This window comes from Azospirillum brasilense (assembly GCF_003349955.1).
Lineage (GTDB): Bacteria > Pseudomonadota > Alphaproteobacteria > Azospirillales > Azospirillaceae > Azospirillum > Azospirillum brasilense_B.
In genome coordinates this window covers 1-24800 of sequence record NZ_QLKQ01000030.1, presented here as the reverse complement: position 1 = coordinate 24800, position 24800 = coordinate 1, and the positions used below count along the sequence as shown (strand labels likewise).

General features: G+C 71.4%; 24 protein-coding genes. 13 read left to right on the top strand and 11 right to left on the bottom strand.

All coding sequences use genetic code 11. The annotated features are described in order from the left end of the window. Positions 1 to 7: 7 nt before the first annotated feature. The 11 genes from DXK32_RS14925 to DXK32_RS14875 form a co-directional block, all read right to left on the bottom strand. The gene (locus DXK32_RS14925) at positions 8 to 862 is read right to left on the bottom strand and encodes an ABC transporter permease subunit (protein WP_114859226.1); all 855 of its coding nucleotides are present in this window, start codon (positions 860 to 862) and stop codon (positions 8 to 10) included. Continuing rightward, on the bottom strand, positions 859 to 1662 hold the full coding sequence (locus tag DXK32_RS14920; protein WP_114859225.1) for a taurine ABC transporter ATP-binding protein: 804 nt from the start codon (positions 1660 to 1662) through the stop codon (positions 859 to 861). Before DXK32_RS14920 ends, DXK32_RS14925 begins: the two co-directional genes overlap by 4 nt. A 25-nt stretch (positions 1663 to 1687) precedes the next feature. After that, positions 1688 to 2689, bottom strand: a complete 1002-nt coding sequence (tauA, locus tag DXK32_RS14915) for a taurine ABC transporter substrate-binding protein (protein WP_114859224.1) — start codon at positions 2687 to 2689, stop codon at positions 1688 to 1690. Between the two features lie 214 nt (positions 2690 to 2903). Continuing rightward, positions 2904 to 4406, bottom strand: coding sequence for a tripartite tricarboxylate transporter permease (locus DXK32_RS14910; protein WP_114859223.1), 1503 nt, complete (start codon positions 4404 to 4406; stop codon positions 2904 to 2906). A gap of 20 nt (positions 4407 to 4426) precedes the next feature. After that, positions 4427 to 4906: a tripartite tricarboxylate transporter TctB family protein gene (locus DXK32_RS14905; protein ID WP_114859222.1), complete on the bottom strand. Its 480-nt coding sequence runs from the start codon at positions 4904 to 4906 to the stop codon at positions 4427 to 4429. Beyond that, a complete protein-coding gene (locus DXK32_RS14900) occupies positions 4881 to 5831 on the bottom strand; it encodes an NAD(P)-dependent oxidoreductase (protein ID WP_247877165.1) in 951 nt (316 codons plus the stop codon). Before DXK32_RS14900 ends, DXK32_RS14905 begins: the two co-directional genes overlap by 26 nt. 5 nt (positions 5832 to 5836) lie before the next feature. Continuing rightward, entirely contained in the window at positions 5837 to 6619 is a 783-nt protein-coding gene (locus DXK32_RS14895; RefSeq protein ID WP_114859221.1) for an RraA family protein, read from the bottom strand. A 9-nt stretch (positions 6620 to 6628) separates the two neighbouring features. Next, positions 6629 to 7645, bottom strand: a complete 1017-nt coding sequence (locus tag DXK32_RS14890) for a Bug family tripartite tricarboxylate transporter substrate binding protein (protein ID WP_114859220.1) — start codon at positions 7643 to 7645, stop codon at positions 6629 to 6631. A 19-nt stretch (positions 7646 to 7664) separates the two neighbouring features. Continuing rightward, entirely contained in the window at positions 7665 to 8276 is a 612-nt protein-coding gene (locus tag DXK32_RS14885) for a peroxidase-related enzyme (RefSeq protein WP_114859219.1), read from the bottom strand. Positions 8277 to 8293: 17 nt separating this feature from the next. Beyond that, a complete protein-coding gene (locus DXK32_RS14880) occupies positions 8294 to 8968 on the bottom strand; it encodes a 4-carboxy-4-hydroxy-2-oxoadipate aldolase/oxaloacetate decarboxylase (protein ID WP_114859218.1) in 675 nt (224 codons plus the stop codon). A 24-nt stretch (positions 8969 to 8992) separates the two neighbouring features. After that, complete coding sequence (locus tag DXK32_RS14875; RefSeq protein ID WP_114859217.1) at positions 8993 to 10186, bottom strand: mandelate racemase/muconate lactonizing enzyme family protein; 1194 nt, start codon at positions 10184 to 10186, stop codon at positions 8993 to 8995. 272 nt (positions 10187 to 10458) lie between these two features. Here DXK32_RS14875 and DXK32_RS14870 point away from each other — a divergent pair, with 272 nt between their 5' ends. From DXK32_RS14870 to DXK32_RS14815, 13 genes are all read left to right on the top strand, one after another. Beyond that, positions 10459 to 11436 carry an ABC transporter permease gene (locus tag DXK32_RS14870; RefSeq protein ID WP_114859216.1) on the top strand — a complete coding sequence of 326 codons (978 nt, stop codon included), beginning with the start codon at positions 10459 to 10461 and terminating at the stop codon, positions 11434 to 11436. Next, a complete protein-coding gene (locus tag DXK32_RS14865) occupies positions 11433 to 12263 on the top strand; it encodes an ABC transporter permease (RefSeq protein ID WP_247877164.1) in 831 nt (276 codons plus the stop codon). The genes DXK32_RS14870 and DXK32_RS14865 overlap by 4 nt, the downstream gene beginning before the upstream one ends. Further along, the gene (locus DXK32_RS32665) at positions 12260 to 13120 is read left to right on the top strand and encodes an ABC transporter ATP-binding protein (protein ID WP_205215720.1); all 861 of its coding nucleotides are present in this window, start codon (positions 12260 to 12262) and stop codon (positions 13118 to 13120) included. Before DXK32_RS14865 ends, DXK32_RS32665 begins: the two co-directional genes overlap by 4 nt. Continuing rightward, the gene (locus DXK32_RS32660) at positions 13114 to 14130 is read left to right on the top strand and encodes an ABC transporter ATP-binding protein (protein ID WP_247877163.1); all 1017 of its coding nucleotides are present in this window, start codon (positions 13114 to 13116) and stop codon (positions 14128 to 14130) included. The genes DXK32_RS32665 and DXK32_RS32660 overlap by 7 nt, the downstream gene beginning before the upstream one ends. Further along, complete coding sequence (locus DXK32_RS14855) at positions 14127 to 15731, top strand: ABC transporter substrate-binding protein (RefSeq protein ID WP_114859214.1); 1605 nt, start codon at positions 14127 to 14129, stop codon at positions 15729 to 15731. Before DXK32_RS32660 ends, DXK32_RS14855 begins: the two co-directional genes overlap by 4 nt. Beyond that, positions 15728 to 16846 carry a ketopantoate reductase family protein gene (locus DXK32_RS14850; protein WP_114859213.1) on the top strand — a complete coding sequence of 373 codons (1119 nt, stop codon included), beginning with the start codon at positions 15728 to 15730 and terminating at the stop codon, positions 16844 to 16846. The genes DXK32_RS14855 and DXK32_RS14850 overlap by 4 nt, the downstream gene beginning before the upstream one ends. A gap of 16 nt (positions 16847 to 16862) precedes the next feature. Further along, positions 16863 to 17588: an RraA family protein gene (locus tag DXK32_RS14845; RefSeq protein ID WP_247877162.1), complete on the top strand. Its 726-nt coding sequence runs from the start codon at positions 16863 to 16865 to the stop codon at positions 17586 to 17588. 247 nt (positions 17589 to 17835) lie between these two features. Beyond that, positions 17836 to 19443: an ABC transporter substrate-binding protein gene (locus tag DXK32_RS14840; RefSeq protein WP_114859211.1), complete on the top strand. Its 1608-nt coding sequence runs from the start codon at positions 17836 to 17838 to the stop codon at positions 19441 to 19443. An 11-nt stretch (positions 19444 to 19454) separates the two neighbouring features. Then, positions 19455 to 20885: an amidase gene (locus DXK32_RS14835; RefSeq protein WP_114859210.1), complete on the top strand. Its 1431-nt coding sequence runs from the start codon at positions 19455 to 19457 to the stop codon at positions 20883 to 20885. Positions 20886 to 20892: 7 nt separating this feature from the next. Next, positions 20893 to 21888, top strand: a complete 996-nt coding sequence (locus DXK32_RS14830) for an ABC transporter permease (RefSeq protein WP_247877161.1) — start codon at positions 20893 to 20895, stop codon at positions 21886 to 21888. Next, positions 21885 to 22841, top strand: coding sequence for an ABC transporter permease (locus DXK32_RS14825; RefSeq protein ID WP_114859208.1), 957 nt, complete (start codon positions 21885 to 21887; stop codon positions 22839 to 22841). The genes DXK32_RS14830 and DXK32_RS14825 overlap by 4 nt, the downstream gene beginning before the upstream one ends. Then, positions 22838 to 23833: an ABC transporter ATP-binding protein gene (locus DXK32_RS14820; protein ID WP_114859207.1), complete on the top strand. Its 996-nt coding sequence runs from the start codon at positions 22838 to 22840 to the stop codon at positions 23831 to 23833. Before DXK32_RS14825 ends, DXK32_RS14820 begins: the two co-directional genes overlap by 4 nt. 115 nt (positions 23834 to 23948) lie before the next feature. Then, positions 23949 to 24800: oligopeptide/dipeptide ABC transporter ATP-binding protein (locus DXK32_RS14815; protein ID WP_247877160.1), on the top strand; the 852-nt coding region annotated here is incomplete at its 3' end.

Here is a 24800-nt window from a genome sequence, read left to right as displayed (position 1 = left end):
GAAAGCGTCAGGTCTTGCCCTTCCAGGGCACCAGCCAGGATTCCAGCAGGCGCATCCCGTAGGAGAAGGCGAAGGCCCAGGCGGCGATGATGCCGATGCCGACGAACACCACGTCGGTGGCCAGGAAATGCGAGGCGGACATGATCATGAAGCCGATGCCGCGCGTCGCCGCGATCAGCTCCGCGGCGACCAGCGTGCTCCAGCCGACGCCGATGGCGATGCGCAGGCCGGTCAGGATCTCCGGCAGGGCGCTGGGCAGCACGATGGCGCGGAAGAGCTGCCAGCGCGTGGCCCCCAGCGACAGGGCGGCGTTCACCCGCTCGATGGGCAGCGACCGCAAGCCAGCCTGCGCCGACAGGCAGATCGGGGCGAACATCGCCAGGGTGAGCAGGGCGATCTTCGACACCTCCCCGATGCCCAGCCAGATGATCATCAGCGGCAGATAGGCCAGCGGCGGCAGCGGCCAGTAGAATTCGATGGGCGTGTCGAGAACGCCCTTTGCCCAGCGGTTCAGCCCCATCGCCAACCCCAGCGGGATGCCCAGCGACGCCGCGATCAGCGCCGCGGCGAGGATGCGCAGCAGGCTGGCCGACACATGCTCGCCAAGCGTGGCGCCGGCGTAGCCGTCCTCCAGGATGGCGATGAACTGGGCGGCCACCTCCCCTGGTGCTGGCAGGAACAGCGGCGTCACCAGCCGGTAGTGCGACACCAGGAACCAGACGGCGATGAGCAGAAACCCGGTGACCGCGCTGATCGGACCGGTCCGCGCGCCGTCCAGCCCGAAAGGCCGCAGGGCGACGGTCCGGGGTCGGGCGGTGGGTTCGGCCAGAGGGGCCGTGGTGGTGCGGGCGGCGTCGGTCATTGCAGCGTCTCCCCGCGGTGGACCGTCGCGTGATGCGGACGGTGGACGAGATCGCGGATGCGGTTGTGCAGGTCCCCGAACGCCGGGTCGGACAGAATGGCGCGCACGTCCCGCTCGGCGGCGAAGCGCCGGACGAAGTCGAGGTCGAAGCGGGCGACGATCCGGCCGGGGCGCGGCGACATCACCACCACCGTCGTGCCGAGGAACAGCGCCTCCTCGATGGAATGGGTGATGAAGAAGATGCGCTTGCCGGTGCGCGCCCAGACGTCGATCAGAAGTTCCTGCATCTGTTCCCGCGTCAGGCTGTCGAGCGCGCCGAACGGCTCGTCCATCAGCAGGATCTTCGGGTCGGTGGCCAGCGCGCGGGCGATGCCGACGCGCTGGCGCATGCCGCCGGACAGCTCGTGCGGGGCGGATTTGGCGAAGCCCTCCAGCCCGACGAGGCGCAGCAGCTCCGCGGCGCGGTCCCGCCGTTCCCGCAGGGGGAGGCCGGCGAAATCCAGGCCGAGCGCCACATTGTCCAGCACGCTCTTCCAGGGCAGCAGCGTGTCCTTCTGGAACACCACGCCGCGGTCGGCGCCGGGGCGCTCCACCGGCTGCCCGTCCAGCGTGATGCGGCCGTCCGACAGGGGAAGGAAGCCGGCGATGGCGTTCAGCAGCGTGGACTTGCCGCAGCCCGACGCGCCCAGCGCGACGACGACGCTGTTGGCGTCGATGTCCAGCGACGCGCGGTCCAGCGCGTGGATCACCCCGCCGTCACGGCCTGGGAAGAACACGCTGGCGTTCTGCACCCGGAGCATGGCGCGCCTCCCGTCCGGCCGCGCGTCAGGGCAGGGCCTTGACGTAATCCGCCGTGACGAAGCCACCGTAGCTGGGCAGCACGGTGCTGACCTTCTTCTGCTCCTTCAGGAATTCGGCGGTTTCCTTCAGGATTCGTGCGGTGCCGCTGTTCTCGCCGCCGTCCAGCCAGTCCTTGCTGGCCTGCTGCCTGGCCGGGATCAGCGACAGGTTGTTCAGCGCCGCCGCCTGATCGGACGGCGTGCCGCCGAGAAGCCCGGCCAGCGTCTTGGCGTTCGGCGAGTCCGGCCCCCAGGCGGCCTTGTCGTCGCGGAAGGAGACGCTGTAGCGCTCCACCACCCCGGCGAAGCTCTTCAGGAAGGCCGGGTTCTCCTTGGCAAAGGCGGCGGTGGCGACCCAGGCGGTGAAGGTCGGGGCGCCGCGGTCGGCCACCTGCCGGGAGGTCAGCAGAACCTTGCCGGTCTTCTTCAGCTCGGTCAGCGCCGGGTCCCAGACGAAGGCGCCGTCCAGGTCGCCGCGGTTCCAGGCCGCGACGATGTCGGGCTGCGGGATGGCGAACACCTGGGCGTCGCGCTCGCTCAGCGTCTCCTGCTTCAGCACGGCGAGGAGCTGGTAATGGTCGGTCGAGACCGGGGCGGCGGCCAGCTTCTTGCCCTTCAGGTCGGTGGGCGTCTCGATTCCGGAGCCGTTGCGGACCACCAGCGCCTCGTCCGTGCCGGAGGCGCTGGCGAGGTAGAAGGCCTTCACGTCCAGCCCACGGCTGACCGCGGCGGCGAAGGGGCTGGAGCCGACATAGCCGACCTGGACGTCGCCCGACGCGATGGCGGCGAAGATGTCGGCGCCCGAATTGAACTTGCGGAAATCGATCTCGGTGCCGGTCGCCTTGGCGAAGTCTCCGTTGGCGATGGCCACCGACGAGGGCAGCGCGTCGGTCTGGTAGGCCACGACGACCTTGCCGGCGGCCTCGGCGGAGAAGGGCGCCAGTGTGGCCAGCGCGAACAGGGCGATGGAAGGCAGGAACTGTTTCATGGTCGCGTATCTCCCCCGTCTTCACCCGGCGGCATGGTTGTCCGCCGGTGAGAAAACTCTACATTTTAAGAAGGGAAATAGGCAACAGATAAGCTCGTATAAATGTACTATTTTCCCAATTCATACAAAATTTATTAGCTAAATAAGGCCGAAGCGAGGGTCTCCCCCTCCCGAAGTGGGAGAGGGGAGGCCGGACGCTCCCGCCGCCCGCCTGTCATTCCGCGAACACGCGCTCGCGGTTCCGGCGGACGGTGGGGAGAATGATGGCGGCCAGCAGCAGGCCGGTCAGGACCAGCAGCGCGAGGCTGATCGGCTCACGCAGGAAGACGGTCGGATCGCCGCGCGACAGGATCATGGCGCGCCGCAAATTCTCCTCCATCATCGGCCCCAGCACGAATCCCAGGAGCAGCGGCGCCGGCTCGAAGCGCAGGGACTGCAGGACCCAGCCGAGAAGCCCGAAGACGGCCGTCGTCACGAGGTCGAAGGCGCTGTTCGACACGCCGTAGACGCCGATGCAGCTGACCAGCACGATGGTCGGGTAGAGGAAGCGGTAGGGCACGCGCAGCAGCCGCACCCACAGCCCGACCAGCGGCAGGTTCAGCACGATCAGCATGGCGTTGCCGATCCACATGCTGGCGACCACGCCCCAGAACAGGTCCGGCTCGGCCTGCATGATGCGCGGGCCGGGGGTGATGCCATGCAGCATCAGCGCGCCGATCATCAGCGCCATGACCGCGTTGGACGGCAGCCCGAGCGTGAGCAGCGGAATGAAGGAGGTCTGCGCCGCCGCGTTGTTGGCCGATTCCGGCCCCGCCACCCCCTCGATGGCGCCGCGCCCGAAGCGCGAGGGGTCGCGCGCCAGCTTCTTTTCCACGGTGTAGGAGGCGAAGGCGGCCAGCGCCGCGCCGCCGCCGGGCAGCAGCCCCAGCGCCGAGCCGATGACCGATCCCCGCGCGATGGCGCCGGAGGAAGCGCGCAACTCCTGCCGGCTCGGCATCAGGGAGCCGTGCGGGATGACCCGCCCGCCGTCGCGCTCCTGCCCGATCAGGATGCGGATGATCTCGCCGATGCCGAAGACGCCCAGCGCCACCGGGACGAAGCCGATGCCGTCCGCCAAAGCCTGGATGCCGAAGGTCAGGCGCTGCTCCCCGCTGTTGACGTCGGTGCCGACGAGGCCGAAGAGAAGCCCGAGGACGATCATCGCCAGCGCCTTGACGAAGGACCCCTGCGCCAGAACGATGGCCCCGACCAGCCCGAGGACCATCAGCGAGAAATAGTCGGCCGGACCGAAGCGGATGGCGACGCCGGCCAGGACCGGCGCGAAGAAGGCGACGATCCCGGTCGACAGCGTGCCCGCGACGAAGGAGCCGATGGCGGCCACCGCCAGGGCCGGGCCGCCGCGCCCCTGGCGCGCCATGGCGTGCCCGTCGATGCAGGTCACCACCGACGAGGTCTCGCCCGGCATGTTGAGCAGGATCGACGTGGTCGATCCGCCATACTGGGCGCCGTAATAGATGCCGGCCAGCATGATCAGCGCGCCGGTCGGCTCCAGCGAGAAGGTGAAGGGCAGCAGGAGCGCGATGGTCAGCAGCGGCCCCACGCCGGGCAGGACGCCCACGAAGGTGCCGAGCAGCGCCCCGGCCAAGCAATAGAGCAGGTTGGCGGGAGAGGCCGCGATCGACAGCCCGTGCGCGATCCCCCCGAGCGAATCCATCATGACGCCGGTCGATCCTCTCTTTAATGCAGCGTCGGCCAGATCCTCAGCGGCATGCCGAGAATCCCGACGAACAGGGCCGGCACCGCGACGGCGAGAACCGCCGCCAGCGCGGCGATCTCCCGCTTGCGCGTCCGCCGGCTGGCCAGCGCCGAGCCGATCACCGCGATGGCGCTGGCCGGAACCACGCCCAGCCAATCCACCAGCCCGCCGAACAGCAGGATGGCCCCCAGGATCAGCCCGGCGGGCCGCAGCGCGGCGCGCAGGTCGAGCCCTGCGCCATCCCCTGCGCCGTGGCCCTGTTCCCACAGACCCCGGACGGCGATGACGCCGCCCAATACGACCAGGATCAACGCCACCAGGGCGGGCATCGCCCCGGGACCGAGCTGGCGCGCCGTGCCCAGAGGGTAGCTGGCGACGATGAAGGCGCCCGCCGCCGCACCCAGGGCGGCCAGGGCGAGGCCGGAGGCCAGATCCTCAGTTCTGCGGATGTTCGATGCCATGTCGCTGCTCCGTGGGATGCCGGCGCCCGAGCGCCTCGTCGAACAGGGTCACCGCGTCGGACAGGGTTGCGGGCGGCACCCCGCCCAGCCGTTCCTTGAGGCCGAGGCCGGCGAGCTGCGACAGGCGGGCCGCCACCGCGCGGCTCATCGCCGGCTCCAGCCCGACCGCGGCGACGGTATCCGCCGACTGCGCGGCCTCCAGCGCGCGGCGCCCGGAATGGACCGTGTCGGAGCGCACCAGGAATTCGACGAAATCCAGCGCGGGGCGCCGCTCGAACAGCTCCAGGAAGCCGCCCAGAACCTCCGCCTCCACATCGTGGCGCCGCGCCGCGGTCAGCGCCTCGACCAGCAGGGTTTCCAGCCCTTTGGTGAGGATGCTCCTCAGGATCTTCACCGCCGCCGCCCGGCCCGGCTCCGGCCCGACGACGCGGATGCCGGTCCCGAAGGGGGCCAGCCGCGCCGCAAGCTCCTCCGCCCGCCGGCCCGCCGCCAGAAGCGGCACGCGGTGCAGGTCGGATGCCGGCGCGCCCATGATCGCGACGTCCACGAAGCGTCCGGGAACGCCGTCCAGCCGCTTGCCGACCGCGGCCTTCACCTCCGGCGACAGTGAATTCACGTCGGCGTAGATCGCGTCCGCCGCCACGTGCGGAGCCACCGTGGCGGCGGCGTTGTCCGCCGCGTCCTGCGTCACGCTGGAGAACAGGATCTCCCGGTCGCCGAGCGCCGCCGGATCGAAGGCGAGGGCGAGCCCCAACTCGTCCGCCCGGCGCAGGGCGAGGCGGCGCTCGGTCGGGCCGGGCGGCGCGTCGTAGGCGACGATGTCGCCCGCCCCGGCGGCGATCAGCCCGCGCGCGAAGCTCGATCCCACCTCGCCGAAGCCGATGATCCCGATGCGGGGGATAGGGGTGCCGGAGGTGTTGACCATGCCGCTCACCATTTGCTGGGGTGCAGGATCGCCGCGGCCTCGCGCGCCGATCCGCCGGAGGACAGGGCGCCGAGCAGCGCGCTTTCCTGGCCGGCCGCCGCCTCCGCCCGTTCGATGACCTCCAGGATCAGCGCGGCGGGCACGAAGATCAGCCCGTCGTCGTCGCCCAGCACCAGATCGCCGGGATGAACCTGGACGCCGGCGATGGTGACCGGCCCGTTGAACTCCGCCAGCTCCAGCCGGTGCTTGCCGGTGCGCGGCGTGACGCCCGCCGACCAGACGGCGAGGCCACCCGCCTTGATGCTGGCGCTGTCGCGCATCGCCCCGTCGACGACGACGCCGGCCAGACCGGCGGCGATCGACGCCGTGGCCAGGATGCCGCCGAAGCTCGACGCCTCGGCCACCCCGCCGGCGTCGATGACGAAGACGTCGCCGCGCCGGGTCAGGGTGATCTGGTCGATGCCGCCGCCCCTCGGCCGGTGGCCGGAGGCGATGGAGAATCCCGGCGCGCGCGCCGCCGGAATCTGCCGCGCGGTGACGGCGGGACCCGCCACGCGCCGTCCCCCCTCCAGCGGCGGCAGGCGCCGCCGGGGAACCGCGCTGTCGTAGCCCAGCCCGTCGAGGATGTCGGCGACCTGGGAGGTCAGGTCGGGCAAGGCGAGATAACGCTCGACGACCGCGGCGTCGGGCCGGTCGATGGCGACGCGGCGGACGATGGCGGGGTCGAGCAGGCCGAGCAGCCGGTCGGAATAGGCGGCCAGCTCCCCGGCGATTGTCGGATCGGTCATCGCTCCCCCTCAGCTCGGCTTGATGCCGGCGGTCTGGATCACCCGCTTCCACTGCGCGTAGCCGGCGGCGATCTCCGCGTCGAAGGCCGCGGGCCCTTCGTTGACCAGGGCCATCCCCGCCTTTTCGGTGATGGCGACGTAGTCCTTGTCCTTGGCGAAGCCCACGATGTCGCCGTGCAGCCGGTCCACGACCGCCACCGGAGTCGCCGCCGGCGCCAGCAGGCCGAGCCAGGAGCGGGCGGCGAAGTCCTTCAGCCCGGCCTCGCCGAAGGTCGGGATCTCCGGCGCGAACGGGCTGCGCTCCGGCAGCGCCACGGCCAGGGGCCGGATCTGGCCGGACCGGAAGTAGGGCAGGGCGGTGGACAGCACCAGGAAACCCGCCTGGATGCGCTTGCCCAGCAGTTCCGAGATGATCTCGCCCTGGCCCTTCAGCGGCACATGGACGATGTCGATTCCGGTGAGCTGCTGGAGGAAGGCGGTGCTGAGATGCTGGCCCGACCCGATGCCCGCCGTGCCGTAATTGTATTTGCCGGGGTTGGCCTTGATGTGGGCGAGGACCTCCGCGGCGTCCTTGCCGGGCAGCTCCGGATCGACGGCGAGCACGCTGGCCTGATCGGCGACCAGGACCACCGATTTGAAGTCCTTGAAGATGTCGTAGCGCACCGCCGTGGACAGCGCCGGCACCGTCACGTGGTTCGACGACGTGAACAGGAAGGTGTGGCCGTCGGTGGACTTGGCGACGTAGTCGGTGCCGACCGCCGCACCGGCGCCGGGCCGGTTCTCGACCACGAAGGGCTGCGGATGCAGCTTCGACAGCCGGTCGGCCAGCGCGCGGGCCAGCAGGTCGGTGCCACCGCCGGGCGGGAAGGGAACGACCAGCCGCACCGGCTGCGTCGGCCAGGAGGCCGGGGACGCGGCCCGCGCCGCCGGGGCGGCGACCCCGGACAGGGTGGCCGCGGCCGTCGCGGTCAGGGCGGCGGTCAGGAAGGAGCGCCGGTCGAGCGTGGGAAACCGAATTCGGGCCATGACGGTCCTTCGTCTTTCGTCAGCGGTTGGCGTCGAAGGGTTCGGGATTGGGATGGACGCCCAGCGCGCTGTTCACCCGGTTGGAGAAGTTGAAATAGGCGGCGATGGCCGCGGCCTCCAAAATCTCCCGCTCCGACAGGCCCGCCGCGCGCAGCCCGTCGAGGTCCGCCGGTTCGATGGTCCAGGGACGCTCGGTGATCAGCACCGCGTAATCGACGATGGCCCGTTCGCGCGGCGTCAGATCGGCGCGGCGGTAGTTCACCTCGACCAGCCCGACGAAGCGGGGATCGCCGGTGATCTCGCGCAGCTTGCCGGCGTGCCCCCAGACGCAGGGCTCGCAACGGTTCTGGACGCTGACGGCGAGCGCGATCAGCTCGCGTTCGCGGCCCGTCAGCCCGTCCGTGAAATCGACGGTCACCGACCGGCTGAGCGCTTCCTGCGCCAGCACCAGCGCCGGGATGTGCGCCAGCACCGACTGGGTGTTGCGGATGTAGCTGCGGACGGACACCGAATGCTCGAACAGGGCGTCGGTGCGGTCGTCCCGGGGCGGTGCCGGCAGGCGCAGCCAGGACACGCTCTCGGCGGCAGGGGCGGCGGCGGGGGCGGAAGCCGTCGTCGTCTTCACAGGCATCGTTCGGATCCTCCCGTTCAGGCTTGCAGGCTCTGGCCGGTCTGGGCCAGGAGCGCGTCGTAGTTGCCGATGTCCCAGGTGGTCTTGCCGGACTGGAGGTCGGCGCGCAGCCGCTCCTCCTTCTCCAGCCGGGCGCGGGACGCGGCCAGGACGGCCTCGACCTCGTCCAGCGGAACGACGACGAGGCCGTCGTCGTCGCCGACGATCAGGTCGCCCGGATGGACCGTGACGCCGCCCACGACGATGGGCTGGGCGATCGGCCCCAGCGTCGCCTTCACCGTCCCCTTGATGGAGATGGCGCGGGAGAAGATCGGGAAGCCGATGTCGCGGATCGCCGCCGCGTCGCGGACGCCGCCGTTGGTCACCAGACCGGCGAGCCCCAGCGACTGGGCGGAGGTCGCCATCACGTCGCCGAACGAGCCCTGCTCGGGGTAGTCGCCGGCGTCCACCACGAGGACGTCGCCCGGACGGGCCAGCTTCATCGCGGCGTGGAGGGTCAGGTTGTCGCCCGGCTGTGTCTTCAGCGGGAAGGCGGCCCCGACGATGCGCAGGCCGGGCCAGATCGGCTTGATCGCCGAATCCACGGCGCCGCGGCGGCCCAGCGCCTCATGGACGGTGGCGGCGCCGATCGTCGCGAAGGCCGCGACCTGTTCGGGGGTCGGGCGGGGGAAATCGGTGCGGATGCTGGTCATGTCGGATTGGCTCCCAAGCCCGCGTCACGCGGTCGCGGCGGTTTTGAAGGTGGAGGGGGGACCGCGGCGGGGGAACTCGTCGCGGTGATCGCGCAGCCCCTTGCCCGACAGCGGTTGATAGGGGTGCCGACGCAGCACCTCGACGTCGAGATCGACGCCGAGGCCCGGAGTCTCGGGGATGTCGACGTAGCCGTCGGCGATGGTCAGCCCCTGCGAGGCCAGCTCCCGCGTCGGCTCGACGAGGTTCACGAACAGCTCGGCGATGGTGAAGTTGGTGACCAGCGCCGACAGGTGGACCGTCGCGGCCAGGCCGACGATGGGGCTGTTGAAGTTGTGCGGGCTGACCGCGATGGAATGCGGCTGCGCCAGTGCGGCGATGTCGAGCATGGCGAGGATGCCGCCGACCGCGCTGATGTCCGGATTGATGATGTCGGCGGCGCGCTTCTCGAACAGCGGCAGATACTGCTCCTTGGTGTAGAGCGCCTCGCCCGACACGATGGGGACGTTGGTCGTGCGCCGCACCTCCGCCGTCAGATCGAGGTTTTCCGGCGGGCAGGGCTCCTCGTACCAGGCGATGCCGAAGTCGCGCAGGCGCTCGATCAGGCGGATCGCGTGGTTCGGCGACAGGCGGCGGTGGCCGTCGATGAGCAGTTCCACGTTCGGGCCGACCGCCTCGCGCACCGCCCGGACATTCTCCACGGCGTGGTCGAGGTCCTTCGGATCGACGTAGTTGCGCCACGGGCCGGGGATCGGGTCCCATTTCAGCGCGTCGTAGCCCTGCGCCACCACCGCGGCGGCGCGGTTCGCGGTGTCGTCGATGGAGGACGCGCCGAACCACCAGCCGTTGGCGTAGACCCGGATCTTCTCGCGGACGGCGCCGCCCAGCAGCTTGTGCACCGGCAGGCCGGCGCGCTTGCCGACGATGTCCCAGGACGCGATCTCGACCGCGCTCAGCGCGCACAGGAAGTCGACGGAGGTCCGGCGGATCGAGAAATCGTCGAGTAGCGTCTGGGCGAGCTGGCGGATGTTCCAGATCTCGCGCCCGATCAGAAGCGGCGCGATGGCGTCCACATAGGCGGCGACCACCTTCTCCTTCCCCGCGGTGACGTAGCCCTCGCCCCAGCCGTAAATTCCGCTTTCCGTTTCGATACGAACGAAAAGAAGATTCTTGGCGCGGCCGGGATTGAAGAAAAAGCTCTCAACCCTCGCGATCTTCATGAGAACTCCCAGGATATGAAGCGCCGCCGCTGAAGGAGCGGCCACGCGCAGTCAATGAGATGACTTCGACCGGCAGCGAGTGCCGCCGGACTTTTCAGAAAAGACGGTGGTTTTTCTTCGGGCGATGAAACAACAAGCCCGCCCTGCATCTGCGAGAGACTATTGCCTATAGACACAGTAGGAATCAAGAGGTAAATTACAAATCAAGAGGCGGCCCAGCCGCCCAATTCCCAAATCCTGAAATGTGCAAAAGCACCCCCAGAGCTGCAACCATGACGTTATTCGCTTTCATGCTGCGGCGGACGCTCGCGGCCGCGCCGATGGTCGTCCTCATGATCGTCGTGAACTTCCTGCTGCTGAAGGCGGTCCCCGGCGATCTGGTCGATGTGATGGCCGGCGAGAGCGGGATCGCCACGGTGGAACAGATGGCCGATCTGCGCGCGCGGTTCGGGCTGGACCGCTCGGCGCTCGACCAGTTCCAGGCCTATCTGTCCCAGCTCCTGCGGTTCGACCTGGGCTTCTCCTTCCGCTACAGCCGGCCCATCGCCGACCTCGTGCTGGAGCGGCTGCCGGCGACGGCGCTGCTCGTCACCGTGGCGGTTCTGGCGGCGGTGGCTGTCGGCGTGGCGGCGGGGGTCCTGGCCGGGCGCCGTCCGGGGGGCCGCTTCGACCGGACGGTGTCCGTCCTGTCCTCCCTGATCTTCGCCATGCCGTCCTTCTGGATCGGGCTGGTCGGCATCGTGCTGTTCGCCGTGCACCTGCGCTGGCTGCCCATCGGCGGCTACGCCACGGTGGGCGCGCCGGGCGCCGGCTGGCCGCACGCGGTGGACGTCGCGGCCCATCTCGTGCTTCCCGCCGCCACGCTGGGGCTGGGCTACGCCGCCCTCTACGCGCGGGTGACGCGGGCCGCGGTGATCGAGACGAGCCGGCTGGACTTCGTGCGCACCGCGCGGGCCAAGGGCATTTCCGAAACGCGGGTGACCCTGCGGCACATCCTGCGCAACGCGCTGCTCCCCGTGGTGACGCTGAGCGGCCTGAAGCTCGGCTCGATGCTGGGCGGGGCGGTGGTGGTGGAGACGGTGTTCTCCTGGCCCGGCCTCGGCCGCCTCGCCTTCGAGGCGGTGGCCGACCGCGACGTGAACCTGCTGCTCAGCCTCTTCCTCTGCAATTCGCTTCTGGTGATCGTCATGGGCATCCTCGTCGACGTCTCCTACGCCGCGCTCGACCTGCGGATCGAGGTGACGTCGTGAGCGCACGGTTCTCCTTTTCCACGCCTTCCACGCTGCGGCTGGGGGTGCTGTGCGTGGCGCTGCTCGCCCTGCTGGCGGCGGCGGCCGGCCTGCTGCGGCCGGGCGATCCCATGGCGATGGTCGGGCCGCGCGGCCTGTGGCCGCTGACCGACGGCGCCTTCCCGCTCGGCACCGACCAGCTCGGGCGGGACGTGGCGGCGCAGCTCCTGTTCGGGGCGCGGGTGTCGCTGGCGGTCGGCGTCGGGGCCGCCGCGGTGGCGACGCTGATCGGTGTCGGGCTGGGCGCCGTGGCGGGCTATTTCGGCGGGGTGGCGGACCATCTGCTGTCGCGGCTGTGCGACTATGTCCAGACGCTGCCGTCCTTCCTGCTGTCGATGGTGCTGGTCGCCGTGCTGGCGCCGTCCATCGGCAGCGTGATGCTCGCCATCGGCTTGACCTCCTGGCCGGAGATCGCCCGGCTGACGCGGGCGGAGGTGCTGCGGATACGCAACGCCGACTGGGTGCTGGCGGCGCGGACGATGGGGCTGGGCCACGGCCACATCCTGCTGAACCATGTGCTGCCCAACGGCATCGCCCCCGTGGTGGCGATGATCGCCGCAGTGGTCGCCCACGCCGTGCTGGTCGAGGCGGCGCTGGCCTTCCTCGGCCTCGGCGATCCGAACCTCGTGTCCTGGGGGGCGATGATCGGCAACGCGCGGCCCCTGCTGCGCACGCTGTGGTACCTGATGGCGCTGCCCGGCCTTGCCATCTTCGCCACGGTGATGGCCTTCACCCTGCTGGGCAACGGCCTGTCGGAGCGGCTCGACCCGCGGGGGGCGGCGCGATGAAGGCGAACAATCCATTGATCGTGGTGCGCGACCTGTCGATCGCCTTCGCGGGCGCCAAGGCGGTGGACGGCCTCTCCTTCACCGTGGCGGCGGGCGAGGTGACGGCGCTGGTCGGGGAAAGCGGCAGCGGCAAGACGGTCAGCGGCTTGTCCATCGCCGGGCTGGCCCCGCCGGAGGCGCGGATCACCGGCCGCGTGACTCTGGCCGGCGCGGACATCCTCGGCCGGACGCCCCGCGAGCGGCGGCTGGCCGGGCATCCCGCGGTGTCGATGGTCTTTCAGGACCCGCAGGCGGCGCTCAACCCCGTCCTGACCATCGGCGAGCAGATCGTCGAGGCGGTGCGCGCCGACGGGCGGACCGGCGCCCGCGCCGCCGCCGCCCGCGCGCTGGAGCTGCTCGATCTGGTGCGCATCCCCGAACCGGGGCGCCGCTTCTCCGAGTACCCGCACCGCCTGTCCGGCGGGATGCGCCAGCGGGTGGTGATCGCCCTGGCGCTCGCCGCGTCGCCGGTCGCGCTGGTCGCCGACGAGCCGACGACGGCGCTCGACGTCACCATCCAGGCGCAGATCCTCCAGCTTCTCATCCGCCTGAAGGACGAGCTTGGCATGGCGCTTCTGCTCATCACCCACGACCTGGGCGTGGTGGCCGAGGCGGCGGACCGCGTCCTGCTGATGCGCGACGGGCGTCTGCTGGAGGACCGCGGCGTCCGCGATTTCTTCGATGGTCCCCGCCATCCCTACGGCCGAGCCCTGCTGGCCGCGCGGCCGGGACGCCGGACGCGCAGGGGACCACGGCCGCGCCTCGCCGACACCTCGGCACCTTGCCTGATTGGCGGAGAAGGGAGCGGCGCGTGCTGACCATCGAAAAGCTCCGCGTCACCCACCGGACGCGAAACGGCACCGTCCTCGCGGTGGACGGGGTGGACCTCACCCTGCGGCGCGGCGAGACGCTGGGGCTGGTCGGGGAGTCCGGCTGCGGGAAATCCACGCTGGCGCGGGCGGTGATGCGCCTGACCCCTCCGGCGTCGGGCCGCATCCTCCTCGACGGGACCGACGTGACGCGGCTGAGGGGGAGGGCGGCGGCGCCCTTCACCGCCAGGGTCCAGATGGTCTTCCAGGACCCCGCCGCCTCGCTCGACCCGCGCTACACGGTGGCGCGGGCCATCGCCGAGCCGCTGCTGCCCACCGTCCGCGATGCGGCGGAGCGGGCGCGGCGGGTGGCGGCGCTGATGGACGACGTCGGGCTGGCCCGCGCGCTGGCCGACCGCCTCCCGCACCAGCTCTCCGGGGGGCAGAGGCAGCGCGTGGCCATCGCCCGCGCCATAGCACCCAGGCCCGACGTCGTCGTCCTCGACGAGCCGGTCTCGGCGCTCGACGTGTCGTTGCAGGCCCAGGTGCTGAACCTGCTGGTCGATCTCCAGGAGCGGCACGGGCTGGCCTACCTGTTCATCGGCCACGACATCGGCGTCGTCCGCCACATGGCCGACCGGGTGGCCGTGATGTATCTCGGCCGGATCGTCGAGATCGGCGACTGGTCCGACGTGGTGGACGAGCCCGCCCATCCCTACACCCGCGCGCTGATGGCCGCGGCCCCCGCCGCCAACCCGGACGCGGGCCGTGCCGCGACCAGGACCGTCCTGGCCGGCGAACTGCCCAGCCCCTTCGCCCCGCCGCCGGGCTGCGCCTTCCACACCCGCTGTCCGCTCGCCGTCGAGCGCTGCCGGCGCGAGGCGCCCGCCCTGCGCGACGCCGCCGACGGCCGCCGCGTCGCCTGCCATCTGGCCCCGGCGCCATCGGCCGAAACGAATCCGGCCCAGACGAATCCGACCGAAGCCAACAATTTCCGTCCCCTGAGGAGACTTCCGTGATCCCTATCGAACGCCGCTCCTTCCTCGCCCTGACCCTCGGAGCTTCCGTCCTCGCCGCCGGGGCGGGACGCGCCTTGGCCGCGGCGGGGCCGGTGAAGGGGGGGACGCTGATCGCGGTCATCAACCCGGAACCGCCGATCCTCACCAACACCGTCAACAACCACTTCAGCGTCAACGTGGTGTCGCCCAACATCTACGACGGGCTGTTGAGCTACGATCAGCAGATGAACCCGATCCCCGCCCTGGCGGAGCGGTTCGAGCTGTCGCCCGACAAGCTGTCGATCACCTTCCACCTGCGCAAGGGCGTCACCTGGCACGACGGCACGCCCTTCACCTCCCGGGACGTGGCCTACAGCGTTCTGGAGCTGTGGAAGAAGCACCACCCGCGTGGGCGCACCACCTTCGGCGACGTGACGGCGGTGGAGACGCCGGACGCTTCGACGGCGGTTTTGCGCCTGTCCCGCCCCTCGGCGATCATCCTGAACGCGCTGGCCGCCGCGGAGTCGCAGGTGCTTCCGGCCCACCTCTACGAGAACACCGACCCCCGCACCAACCCGCGCAACATCAACCCGGTCGGCACCGGCCCCTTCCGCTTCGTGGAGTGGAAGCGCGGCGAATACATCGCCTTCGAGCGCAATCCCACCTACTGGGACGCCGGCAAGCCCCATGTGGACCGCCTGATCTTCCGCATCATCCCCGACGCCGCGTCACGCGCCGCGGCCTTCGAGACCGGGGAGGTGGTCTACGGCCCCTTCGACCCGATCCCGCTGGCCGACGCGGCCCGCCTGCGCGCCAACCCCGAGCTGGCGCTGACCACCGCCGGCTATCAATGGCTGTCGCCCTTCTTCACCTTCGAATTCAACGTCAAATCCAAGATCGCCGGCGATGTGCGGGTCCGCCGGGCCATCGCCCACGCCATCGACCGCAAGGGGCTGATCGAGGCCGCCTGGTACGGCTTCGGCACCCCGGCGACCGGCCCGATCCCGCATTACCAGAAAGCCTACACCAAGGACGTGGCCGGCTATCCCTTCGACCCCGCGGCGGCGGAGCGGCTGCTCGACGAGGCGGGCTACAAGCGCGGCGCCGACGGCGTCCGCTTCGCGCTCTGGCACGACTATTCCAACGACACCGAGTCCCAGCAGAACACCGCGGAGTTCCTGCGCCAGAACCTGAAGGCGGTGGGCATCGACCTGAAGCTGCGCGCCGCCGACCTGCCGACCTATTACAAGCGGGTCTACACCAACTACGACTACGACACCCGCTCCGGCCAGTTCTCGGCGATGATCGACCCGTCGCTGGGGCTCTACCGGCTCTACGCCACCAGCTCCATCGCGCCGGGCGTGCCGAACACCAACGGCGCCCAGTATTCCAACCCCGAGCTGGACGCGGTGATCGAGACGGCGCTGCGCGAATCCGATCCGGCCAAGCGGACGGAGGCGTTCCACGCCTGGCAGCGCATCGCCATGACCGACCTGCCGAACATCCCGCTGTTCGAGCTGGAGCGCGTCACCCTGCACAGCCGCCGGGTCAAGGGGCTGGAGGACCGGCCCGACGCCGCCTTCTCCTCGCTGAAGAACCTGTGGCTGGAGGGCGGGGCGTGACGGACCTTCCGGCAAGATCGGGGGCCGCCGCTCCGCACCGCCCGCGCATCGCCGTGCTGGGGGCCGGCGCCGTCGGCGGCTACATCGGCGCTCGCCTGTTCGCGGAGGGGGAGGACGTGACCCTGGTCGACGGCTGGGCGGAGCATGTGGCGGCGGTCGCCCGCTCCGGCCTCGCCATCACCGGCGCCCGGCCGGAGGAGGACGAGACCGTGCGCGTCCCGATCCTGCCGGAGGACCGGCTGGCCGACCTCGGCCCCATCGACGTCGCCATCGTCGCCGTCAAATCCTGGGACACCCGGCGGGTGGCGGAGCTGCTGCGCCCCCGGCTGGCCCCTGGCGGCTTCGTCGTCTCGGCCCAGAACGGCCTGAACGAGCCGGTGATCGCCGAGGTCGTCGGCGGGGGCCGCGTCGTCGGGCTGATCGCCGCGCGCATCGGGGTCGAACTCGACGGCGCCGGACGCATCCTGCGGCGGGTGTCGCGCGGCAGTTCGGGCATCCCCGTCTTCCGGATCGGCGAGCCCGACGGGCGGACGACGCCGCGCATCGGGGCGCTGCGCGACCTCATCGCCAAGGTGGATTCCGTGACGGTGACCGGCAACCTGAACGGCGAACGCTGGTCGAAGCTGGCGGCCAACGCCATGCGCAACGGCCTGTCGGCGGCGACCGGCCTGCCGATCGACGCGATGGACCGCGACCCGCTGCTGCGCCGCTTCGGCATCCGGCTGGCCGGGGAGGCCGTCCTGATCGGCGAGCGGCTGGGCCTGCGGCTGGAGGGGATCGGCGGCACGCCCGCCGCCCTGTTCGCCCGCGCGGCGGAGGGCGACCGCGCGGCGCTGGCCCGGGTGGAGGAAGCGCTCCTGACCTCCGCCGTCTCCGGCAAGGCCGCCGGCCAGCGTCCCTCCATGGGGCAGGACATCCTCAAGGGCCGGCGGACCGAGGTCGAGGAGATCTACGGACCGGTCCTCGCCCGCGCCGGGGACACCGGCGTCGACGCCTGGGCCAACCGGCGGGTGCGCGACGCCGTGCGCCGCATCGAGAGCGGGGGGGCGCGTCCGGACCCCGCCTTTTTCCAACTGGACCCCTTCGGCGATACCGCGCCCGAAGGCCGTGACTGAGAAGGACCGACCGAGCATGACCAGCCGACCCGACACCAATCGACCCGACTTCGACTTTCCCCGTCCGACCCCCGCCCAGATCGCGGCCTTCAAAGGCGTGACCGCCGCCACCGCGCACGAGGCGCAAGGCCGCCGCGGCGCGCTCGATTCCGCCATCAAGCCGTTGCGGTCCGGCTTCCGCATCCTGGGTCCGGCCTTTCCCGCCCAGGGGCAGCCGGGCGACAACCTGACCGCCCATGCGGCCATCTCCTTCGCCCGTCCCGGCGACGTGATCGTCTATTCCGCGGGCGGCTTCGTCGACGGCGCCTCCTTCGGCGACACCATGGCCACGGCGGCGCTCGCCCGCGGTCTGGGCGGCGTGGTGATCGACGGTGCCGTCCGCGACGCCGCGGAGCTGCGCAAGCTGGACCTTCCGGTCTTCGCGCGCGGGATCAGCCTGCGGTCGCGCGGCGACAAGGCGCGGCTCGGCCCGCTCGCCCAGGCCGTCGAGGTGGGAGGAATCCGGGTCGAGCCCGGCGACCTGATCATCGGCGACGATGACGGCGTGGTGGTGATCCCGCTGGCCGATCTCGACGAGGTGGCCCGCGTCTCGCGCGAGAAGGAGGCGAAGGAGGAGGAGTTCCGCAGCCGGTTCCGTGCCGGCGGCGCCACCACCTGGGACCTGTTCGGCGCCGGGATTCTAGCGAAGAGCGGCTACCGGCTCGCCTTCACCGAACGCGGGGCCGACATCGTTCCGGTCTGAGGAGGACAGGGACGGCGACCGGAAAGGACGCCGCGCGCCGGAACAGGGCCTGTCCGCCCTGTCCGGCGCGCCGCGATTCCTGCTCCTGACGCCTGCATGCGCATGTTCATCCGAGCACAAACGCTGTTCAATTTTGGACGATTGCGCGAACTCAACAAGCAAATAGGATGAATAAAAATGATTTAGCGAAATAAATTGGTGATTGGACGCCGCCGGTGGTCCCGTCACCCCTGCCGTGGAGAGACTCATGGATCGCCGTACCTTCCTGGGTGCGATGGCCGGGCTGGTGCCCGCCGCCGCCTTCACCCGCACCGCCGCCTTCGCCCAGAGCAGCCCCGCGGCCTCCTCCGGCTCCCGCCCGCTCTCCATCGGGGCGATCTCGGCCCCGAACTCGCTGGACCCCCATTTCTACCAGTCGCCGACCAACAACCAGACCCTGCGGCAGATCTTCGACCCGCTGGTGACGGAGGATGCGACGGGAGCGCTGCGCCCCCTGCTGGCCGAATCCTGGCGGGCGCTGGACGAAACGACCTGGGAGTTCAAGCTGCGCCCGGGAATCCGCTTCCACGACGGCACGCCGCTGACGCCGGACGACATCGCCTTCACCATCGAGCGGGTGCCCAACGTCCCGAACAGCCCCGGCTCCTTCGTGCCTTACGTGCGCAACGTCGCGGCGGTGGAGGTGGTCGACGACCGGACCTTCCGCATCCGCAGCAAGACGCCGAACCCCTTCCTCGACCGCGACTTCACGAACCTCTACATCCTGTCGCGCAAGATCCACGCGGGCGCCGAGACGGCGGATTTCACCTCCGGCAAGCTGGCCGTCGGCACCGGGGCCTTCCGCTACGCCGGCTTCACCGTCGGCCAGCAGATCGAGCTGGAGCCCAACCCCGCCTATTGGGGCCGGACGCCGGGCTGGAGCCGCATCCGCACCCGCTTCATCCCCGACGCCGGGGCGCGCGTCGCCGGGCTGCTGTCGGGCGACCTCGACCTGATCGACGGCGTGCCGGTGCAGGACGTGGCCCATCTGACCGCCGACAGGACGGTGGACATCTTCAGCGTCGCCAGCGCCACCAGCGCCTATCTGTTCCCCGACACCAGCCGCGACCAGGCGCCCTTCGTCACCGACCGCGCCGGCCGGCCGCTGGACCGCAACCCGTTGAAGGACGTGCGGGTGCGCCAAGCCCTGTCGCTGGCCATCGACCGCAAGGGCATCGTGGAGCGGCTGCTGCTCGGCCAGGGCACGCCCGCCGACCAGTTCGCCCCGCCGCCCGCCCCGGACCGGCTGCCCAACCGCGCGCCCATCGCCGTGGACGTCGCCCGCGCCAAGCGGCTGCTGGCGGAGGCCGGCTATCCCGAGGGCTTCGGGCTGACCATCCACGGGCCGAGCGGCTTCTTCACCGGCGACGTCGCGGTGCTCCAGGCCATCGCCCAGGGCTTCTCGCGCATCGGTGTGGAGACCAAGGTGGAGACGCTGCCCATCGCCACCTTCTTCTCCCGCGCCACCAACCGGGAATTCGCCCTGTTCCTGACCACCTACGCCACCACCAACAGCGCGGAGCTGCTGCGGCAGGTGGTGCTGACCAAGAACCAGGACACCGGGGCCGGCCCCTTCAACCGTCAGCGTTATTCGAACCCCAAGCTGGACGCGCCGCTGTTGGCAGCACTCGGCGACTTCGACGCCGAGCGGCGGGTTGCCCGCATCCGCGACGCGCTGGCCGCGCTGGAGGAGGACGTGGGCGTCATCCCGGTCTTCTACCCGCGCTTCAACTGGGCGGGGCGCAAGGGCTACGTGCGCTTCGTTCCCGGCAACGCCTTCGGCCACACCAACGCCGTCTTCGCCGAGCCGGTCTGAGGAATCCCGCCATGTCCCTGTTTTCCGACTATCAGGCCCACGACGCGGTGGGCCTCGCCGCCCTCGTCCGGCGCCGCGACGTGTCCCCGGTCGAGTTGCTGGAGTCCGCCCTGGCCCGGCTGGAGGCGGTCAACCCGCTGATCAACGCCGTCGTCGACCGCTTCGCCGAGGAGGCCTTCGCCCAGGCCCGGAGCCTGACGGGGGAGGAGCCGCTGGCCGGCGTGCCCTTCCTGCTGAAGGATCTGAACATCCAGGTGCTCGGGCGGCGCACCAGCAACGGCAGCCGCCTGTGGCGCGACCACCGGGCGGTCAAGGATTCCACCGTCACGGCGCGCTACCGCGCCGCCGGTCTGCTGCTGTTCGGCTTCACCAACACCGCCGAACTCGGGCTGGCCTGCGAGACGGCGCCGGCCCTGTTCGGCCCCACCCGCAACCCGTGGAACCGGGAGCGCAGCGTCGGCGGCTCCTCCGGCGGGGCGGCGGCGGCGGTGGCGGCGGGCATCGTTCCGGCGGCCCACGCCACCGACGGGGGCGGCTCCATCCGCATCCCCTCCTCCAACACCGGCACCTTCGGGCTGAAGCCGACGCGCGGGCGCAACCCCTTCGGCCCCGACCTGGGGGAGGGCTGGAACGGCCTGTCGGTGCACCACGCCATCACCCGGTCGGTGCGCGACAGCGCCGCCCTGCTCGACGCCACCCACGGGCCGGAGCCGGGCGACCCCTACGCCGCGCCGCGCTTCGACGGGCGCTACCTCGACCTCGTGGAGCGCGATCCGGCACCGCTGCGCATCGCCTTCCAGACCGTGGACCATGAGGGGCGCGCCGTCGATCCCTCCGCCGCCAAGGCGGTCACCGACGCGGCGGCGCTGCTCGAATCGCTCGGCCACCGGGTGGAGGAGGCCAACCCCGGCGTGGACGGCGCCGCTCTGAAACGGGCGACGCGCATCATCGTCGCCTCCAACATTGCCAACGTCCTGCGCGCCCGCGAAGAGGCGCTGGGGCGGCCCGTCGAGCCGGACGAGCTGGAACCGATCACCCGCCTGTGGGCCGGGGAATCCGCGAAATACAGCGGCGCCGACCTCGCCCGGTCCATCTGGACGATCCACGGCCTGTCGCGCCTGTTCGGGCGCTTCTTCCAGAGTTACGACGCGCTGCTGACCCCGACCTTCGCCGCCCCGCCGCTGCCCATCGGGACGGTGGACATGCAGAGCGCGGATCTCGACGGCTATTACGAGACGCTGCGCCGCTACAGCGCCTTCACCTCCGTCTACAACAGCGCCGGCATCCCGGCGGCCAGCGTTCCCTTCGCGCTCGCGGACGGGCTTCCGGTTGGCGTGCAGATCGCCGCCCCGCTGGGCGAGGACGGGCGGGTGCTCCAGCTCGCCGCGCAGATCGAGCGCGCCCGGCCCTGGGCCGGCCTGTACCCGCCGCTTCCGGTGTAGGCGCCTTATGACGGGTTCGATGGCCGGTTGGCTGGTGCGGCGGTCGGCGCAGGCCGCCCTGGTGGTTCTGGCGATGACGGTGATCGTCTTCGTCGGCCTTCATGTCGCGGGCAACCCGGTGGACATCCTGGTCCCGCCCGAGGCCGACGCGGCGGAGCGGGCGCGCATCGCCGCGTCCTTCGGCTTGGACCAGCCGCTGTGGCGGCAATACCTGCTGTTCGTGGCGCGCGCGCTCCAGGGCGATCTGGGGCGCAGCTTCATCTACAACCAGCCGGCCCTGGCGCTGGTCGTCGAGCGGCTGCCGGCGACGCTGGAGCTGTCGCTGGCCGCCCTGGTCCTGGCCGCCGGGCTGGGGATCGGCCTCGGCCTCTACGCCGGGCTGCGCCCGCGCGCGGCGGCGGCGCGTCTCATCATGGCGGGCAGCGTGGTCGGGCTGAGCCTGCCCGGATTCTGGGTCGGGCTGATGCTGGTGATCGGCTTCTCGGTGCGGCTCGGCTGGCTGCCCAGCTCGGGGCGGGGGGAGACGGTGGCGGTGCTGGGGGTGGGCTGGTCCTTCCTGACCGCCGACGGTCTGGCCCATCTGATCCTGCCCGCCGCCAACCTCGCCTTGTTCAAGCTGGCGCTCATCCTTCGGCTGACCCGCGCCGGGGTGCGGGAGGTGGTTCATCTCGATTACGTCCGCTTCGCCCGCGCGCGGGGGCTGGCCCCGTCGCGGGTGGTCGGGGTGCACATCCTGCGCGCCATCCTGATTCCCATCGTCACGGTGATCGGGCTGGAGTTCTGCTCCACCGTCGCCTTCTCCATGGTGACGGAGAGCATCTTCGCCTGGCCCGGCATGGGGCGGCTGATGGTGGAGAGCATCCATGTGCTCGACCGTCCGGTGATCGTCGCCTATCTGGTCGCCGTGGTCCTGCTGTTCGTCGCGGTGAACCTGCTGGCCGACATCCTCTACCGTCTGCTCGACCCGCGCGTTGGCACCGCCGGAGCGGGGAGGGGAGCATGAGCAGCCTCGCCGAAGAGGGGCCGCCGCCCGCCCCGGCGCTTGCCGTGTCCGAACCCTCCCCGTCGCCGTCCTTATCACCCATGCGCGTCCTGTGGCGGGATTTCGCCGCCTCGCGGGTGGCGCTGGGCAGCCTCGCCGTCGTCCTGCTGCTGGTGGCCGCCGCCGTGCTGGCCCCCTGGATCGCGCCGCAGAACCCCTTCGACCTGACCCAGCTCGACCTGCTCGACGGGCGGCTGCCGCCGGGAGCGGAGGGAGCGCTGGTCGGCACCTACTGGCTGGGCACCGACGACCAGGGGCGCGACATGCTGTCGGCCATCCTGTTCGGTCTGCGGCTGAGCCTGCTGGTCGGCATCGGCTCGGCGGTGGTCGCCGGCGCGCTCGGCACGCTGGTCGGGCTGGCCGCCGCCCAGTCCAGAGCCCAGGCGGGCGGGCGCGCCGACGCGGCGCTGATGCGGCTGGCCGACCTGCAACTGTCCTGCCCGTCCATCCTGATCGCGCTGATGGTGATCGCCTTCCTCGGGCGCGGCACCGGCAACGTGCTGCTGGCGCTGGTGCTGGTCGAATGGGCCTATTACGCCCGCGCCGCCCGCTCGGCGGCGCTGGTGGAGCTGAAGGCGGAGTATGTGGAGGCGGCGCGCGGACTCGTCCTGTCCAGCTGGTGGATTCTGCTGCGCCACGTCCTGCCGAACGGCCTGCTGTCGCTGGTGGTGATCGCCACGACCCAGGTCGCCCGCGCCATCGCGCTGGAGGCGACGTTGAGCTTCCTCGGCCTCGGCGTGCCGGTGACCGAGCCGTCGCTCGGCCTGCTGATCGCCAACGGGCGGCAGTATGTGCTGTCCGGGGAGACCTGGATCAGCCTCTACCCCGGCGTGGCGCTCCTTCTGCTGATGGCGGCGATCAACCTGGCCGGCGACCGTTTCCGCGACGTCCTCAATCCAAGGCTCGGCCAATGACCGCCACCCTTCCGTTGCTGGAGGTGCGCGGCCTGCGCACCGAGCTTCCCGCGCGCCACGGCGCGTTGAACGTGCCCCTGAACGTACTGGACGGGGTGAGCTTCTCCCTCGGGCGCGGGCGCATCCTGGGGCTGGTCGGCGAGTCCGGGTCGGGCAAGTCGGCCACCGCCTTCTCCATCATGGGGCTGCTCGACCCGCCGGCGCGGGTGGCGGGCGGCTCGATCCGCTTCGCCGGGCGGGAGCTGGCCGGGCTTCCGGAGCGGGAGCTGCGCCGCCTGCGCGGCAACCGCATCGCCATGATCTTCCAGGACCCGATGATGACGCTGAATCCCGTGCTGACCATCGGCGCCCAGATCGTCGAGACCGTTCTGGCCCACGCCCGCGTCGGCCGGGCCGAGGCGCGGCGGCGGGCGCGCGACGCGCTGGGCCGGGTCGGCGTGCCGGGGCCGGAGGAACGGCTGGACGCCCACCCCCACGAGCTGTCCGGCGGCCTGCGCCAGAGGGTGGCGATCGCCATCGCGCTGCTGCACGAGCCGGACCTGATCATCGCCGACGAGCCGACCACCGCGCTCGACGCCACCATCCAGGCGCAGATCCTCCGGGAGATCCGCGGGCTTGTGGAAGGAGGACGGACGGCGGTGCTGTGGATCACCCACGACCTCTCGGTGGCCGAGCAGCTTTCTGACGAGATCGCCGTGATGTACGCGGGCCGCATCGTCGAGCAGGCCCCGGCGGGAGAGCTGCTGTCCCGCCCGGCCCACCCCTACACCGCCGGGCTGCTCGCCAGTCTGCCGCGCGGGCCGAGGGGCAGCCGGCTGACGCCGATTCCCGGCCTGCCGCCGACCCTGTCCGGACGCCCGGCGGGCTGCGCCTTCCGCCCGCGCTGCGCCGCCGCCGCGCCAGCCTGCGCCGCCGACCCGCCCTGGCGGGGGCGGATGGACGGGCGGGGCGGCGTGCGCTGCCTGACACCCGGTCCGGAGGGATCGCGATGACCGCCCCCCTGGCCGAGCTGCGCGGCGTCTCGCGGCTGTTCCCCATTCCGGGGCGGCGGGGCGCCGTCCTGCGCGCCGTGGCCAGATCCACCCCGTCCACGGCGCGCAGGACGGGGTGGATCTGGCGGTGCGGCGGGGGGAACTCGTCGGGCTGGTCGGGGAGTCGGGCTGCGGGAAATCGACCGTGGCGCGGATCGCCGCCGGGCTCCTGCCGCCCAGCGCCGGCCGCGTGCTGATCGACGGGCAGGATGTTGGCGAACGGTCCGCCGCCGAGGCGCGGGCCGCACGGCTGCGCGTGCAGATGGTCTTCCAGAACCCCCACGCCAGCCTGAACCCGCGCTTCACCGTCGAGGAGATCGTCGGGGAGGCGGTGCGTTACCATCGGCTGGTGCCGCGCGCCGCGCTGGCCGGGCATGTGGCGGCGCAGCTTCTGCGCGTCGGCCTCGACCCGGCGCTGCGCCGCCACCATCCCCACCGCTTCAGCGGCGGGCAGCGCCAGCGCATCGGCATCGCCCGCGCGCTCGCCGTGCGGCCCGACCTGCTGGTCTGCGACGAGCCGGTGACCGCGCTCGACGTCTCGGTGCGCGCCGGCATCCTCAACCTGTTCCTCGACCTGCGCGACCGGGACGGTCTGGCAATCCTGTTCATCAGCCACGACCTGTCGGTGGTCGGCCACATTTGCGACCGGGTGGTGGTCATGTATCTCGGCCGCGTGGTCGAGGAGGGGCCGGTGGACGCCCTGTTCGAGCGCCCGCGCCACCCCTACACCCAGGCCCTGCTGGCCGACTCCCGAAGCGCCCTGCCGGAGGGAACCGTGCCGGTGCGCGGCGAGGCGCCGTCCCTGGCGGAGCGGCCCGCCGGCTGCCCCTTCCACCCGCGTTGTCCCATGGCGCGGCCCGATTGCATGCGGGAGGTTCCGGCGTTGCGCGGGGAGGGGGAGGGGCATCGGGTGGCCTGTCCGCTGGCG

Coding starts and splice junctions, on each gene's coding strand:
- DXK32_RS14875 (WP_114859217.1), bottom strand. CDS start 10,186: ATGAAGATCGCGAGGGTTGAGAGCTTTTTCTTCAATCCCGGCCGCGCC.
- DXK32_RS14820 (WP_114859207.1), top strand. CDS start 22,838: ATGACCGCCACCCTTCCGTTGCTGGAGGTGCGCGGCCTGCGCACCGAG.
- DXK32_RS14880 (WP_114859218.1), bottom strand. CDS start 8,968: ATGACCAGCATCCGCACCGATTTCCCCCGCCCGACCCCCGAACAGGTC.
- DXK32_RS14910 (WP_114859223.1), bottom strand. CDS start 4,406: ATGATGGATTCGCTCGGGGGGATCGCGCACGGGCTGTCGATCGCGGCC.
- DXK32_RS14925 (WP_114859226.1), bottom strand. CDS start 862: ATGACCGACGCCGCCCGCACCACCACGGCCCCTCTGGCCGAACCCACC.
- DXK32_RS14920 (WP_114859225.1), bottom strand. CDS start 1,662: ATGCTCCGGGTGCAGAACGCCAGCGTGTTCTTCCCAGGCCGTGACGGC.
- DXK32_RS14870 (WP_114859216.1), top strand. CDS start 10,459: ATGACGTTATTCGCTTTCATGCTGCGGCGGACGCTCGCGGCCGCGCCG.
- DXK32_RS14890 (WP_114859220.1), bottom strand. CDS start 7,645: ATGGCCCGAATTCGGTTTCCCACGCTCGACCGGCGCTCCTTCCTGACC.
- DXK32_RS14895 (WP_114859221.1), bottom strand. CDS start 6,619: ATGACCGATCCGACAATCGCCGGGGAGCTGGCCGCCTATTCCGACCGG.
- DXK32_RS14900 (WP_247877165.1), bottom strand. CDS start 5,831: ATGGTCAACACCTCCGGCACCCCTATCCCCCGCATCGGGATCATCGGC.
- DXK32_RS14885 (WP_114859219.1), bottom strand. CDS start 8,276: ATGCCTGTGAAGACGACGACGGCTTCCGCCCCCGCCGCCGCCCCTGCC.
- DXK32_RS14825 (WP_114859208.1), top strand. CDS start 21,885: ATGAGCAGCCTCGCCGAAGAGGGGCCGCCGCCCGCCCCGGCGCTTGCC.
- DXK32_RS14830 (WP_247877161.1), top strand. CDS start 20,893: ATGACGGGTTCGATGGCCGGTTGGCTGGTGCGGCGGTCGGCGCAGGCC.
- DXK32_RS14845 (WP_247877162.1), top strand. CDS start 16,863: ATGACCAGCCGACCCGACACCAATCGACCCGACTTCGACTTTCCCCGT.
- tauA (WP_114859224.1), bottom strand. CDS start 2,689: ATGAAACAGTTCCTGCCTTCCATCGCCCTGTTCGCGCTGGCCACACTG.
- DXK32_RS14905 (WP_114859222.1), bottom strand. CDS start 4,906: ATGGCATCGAACATCCGCAGAACTGAGGATCTGGCCTCCGGCCTCGCC.
- DXK32_RS14840 (WP_114859211.1), top strand. CDS start 17,836: ATGGATCGCCGTACCTTCCTGGGTGCGATGGCCGGGCTGGTGCCCGCC.
- DXK32_RS14835 (WP_114859210.1), top strand. CDS start 19,455: ATGTCCCTGTTTTCCGACTATCAGGCCCACGACGCGGTGGGCCTCGCC.
- DXK32_RS32665 (WP_205215720.1), top strand. CDS start 12,260: ATGAAGGCGAACAATCCATTGATCGTGGTGCGCGACCTGTCGATCGCC.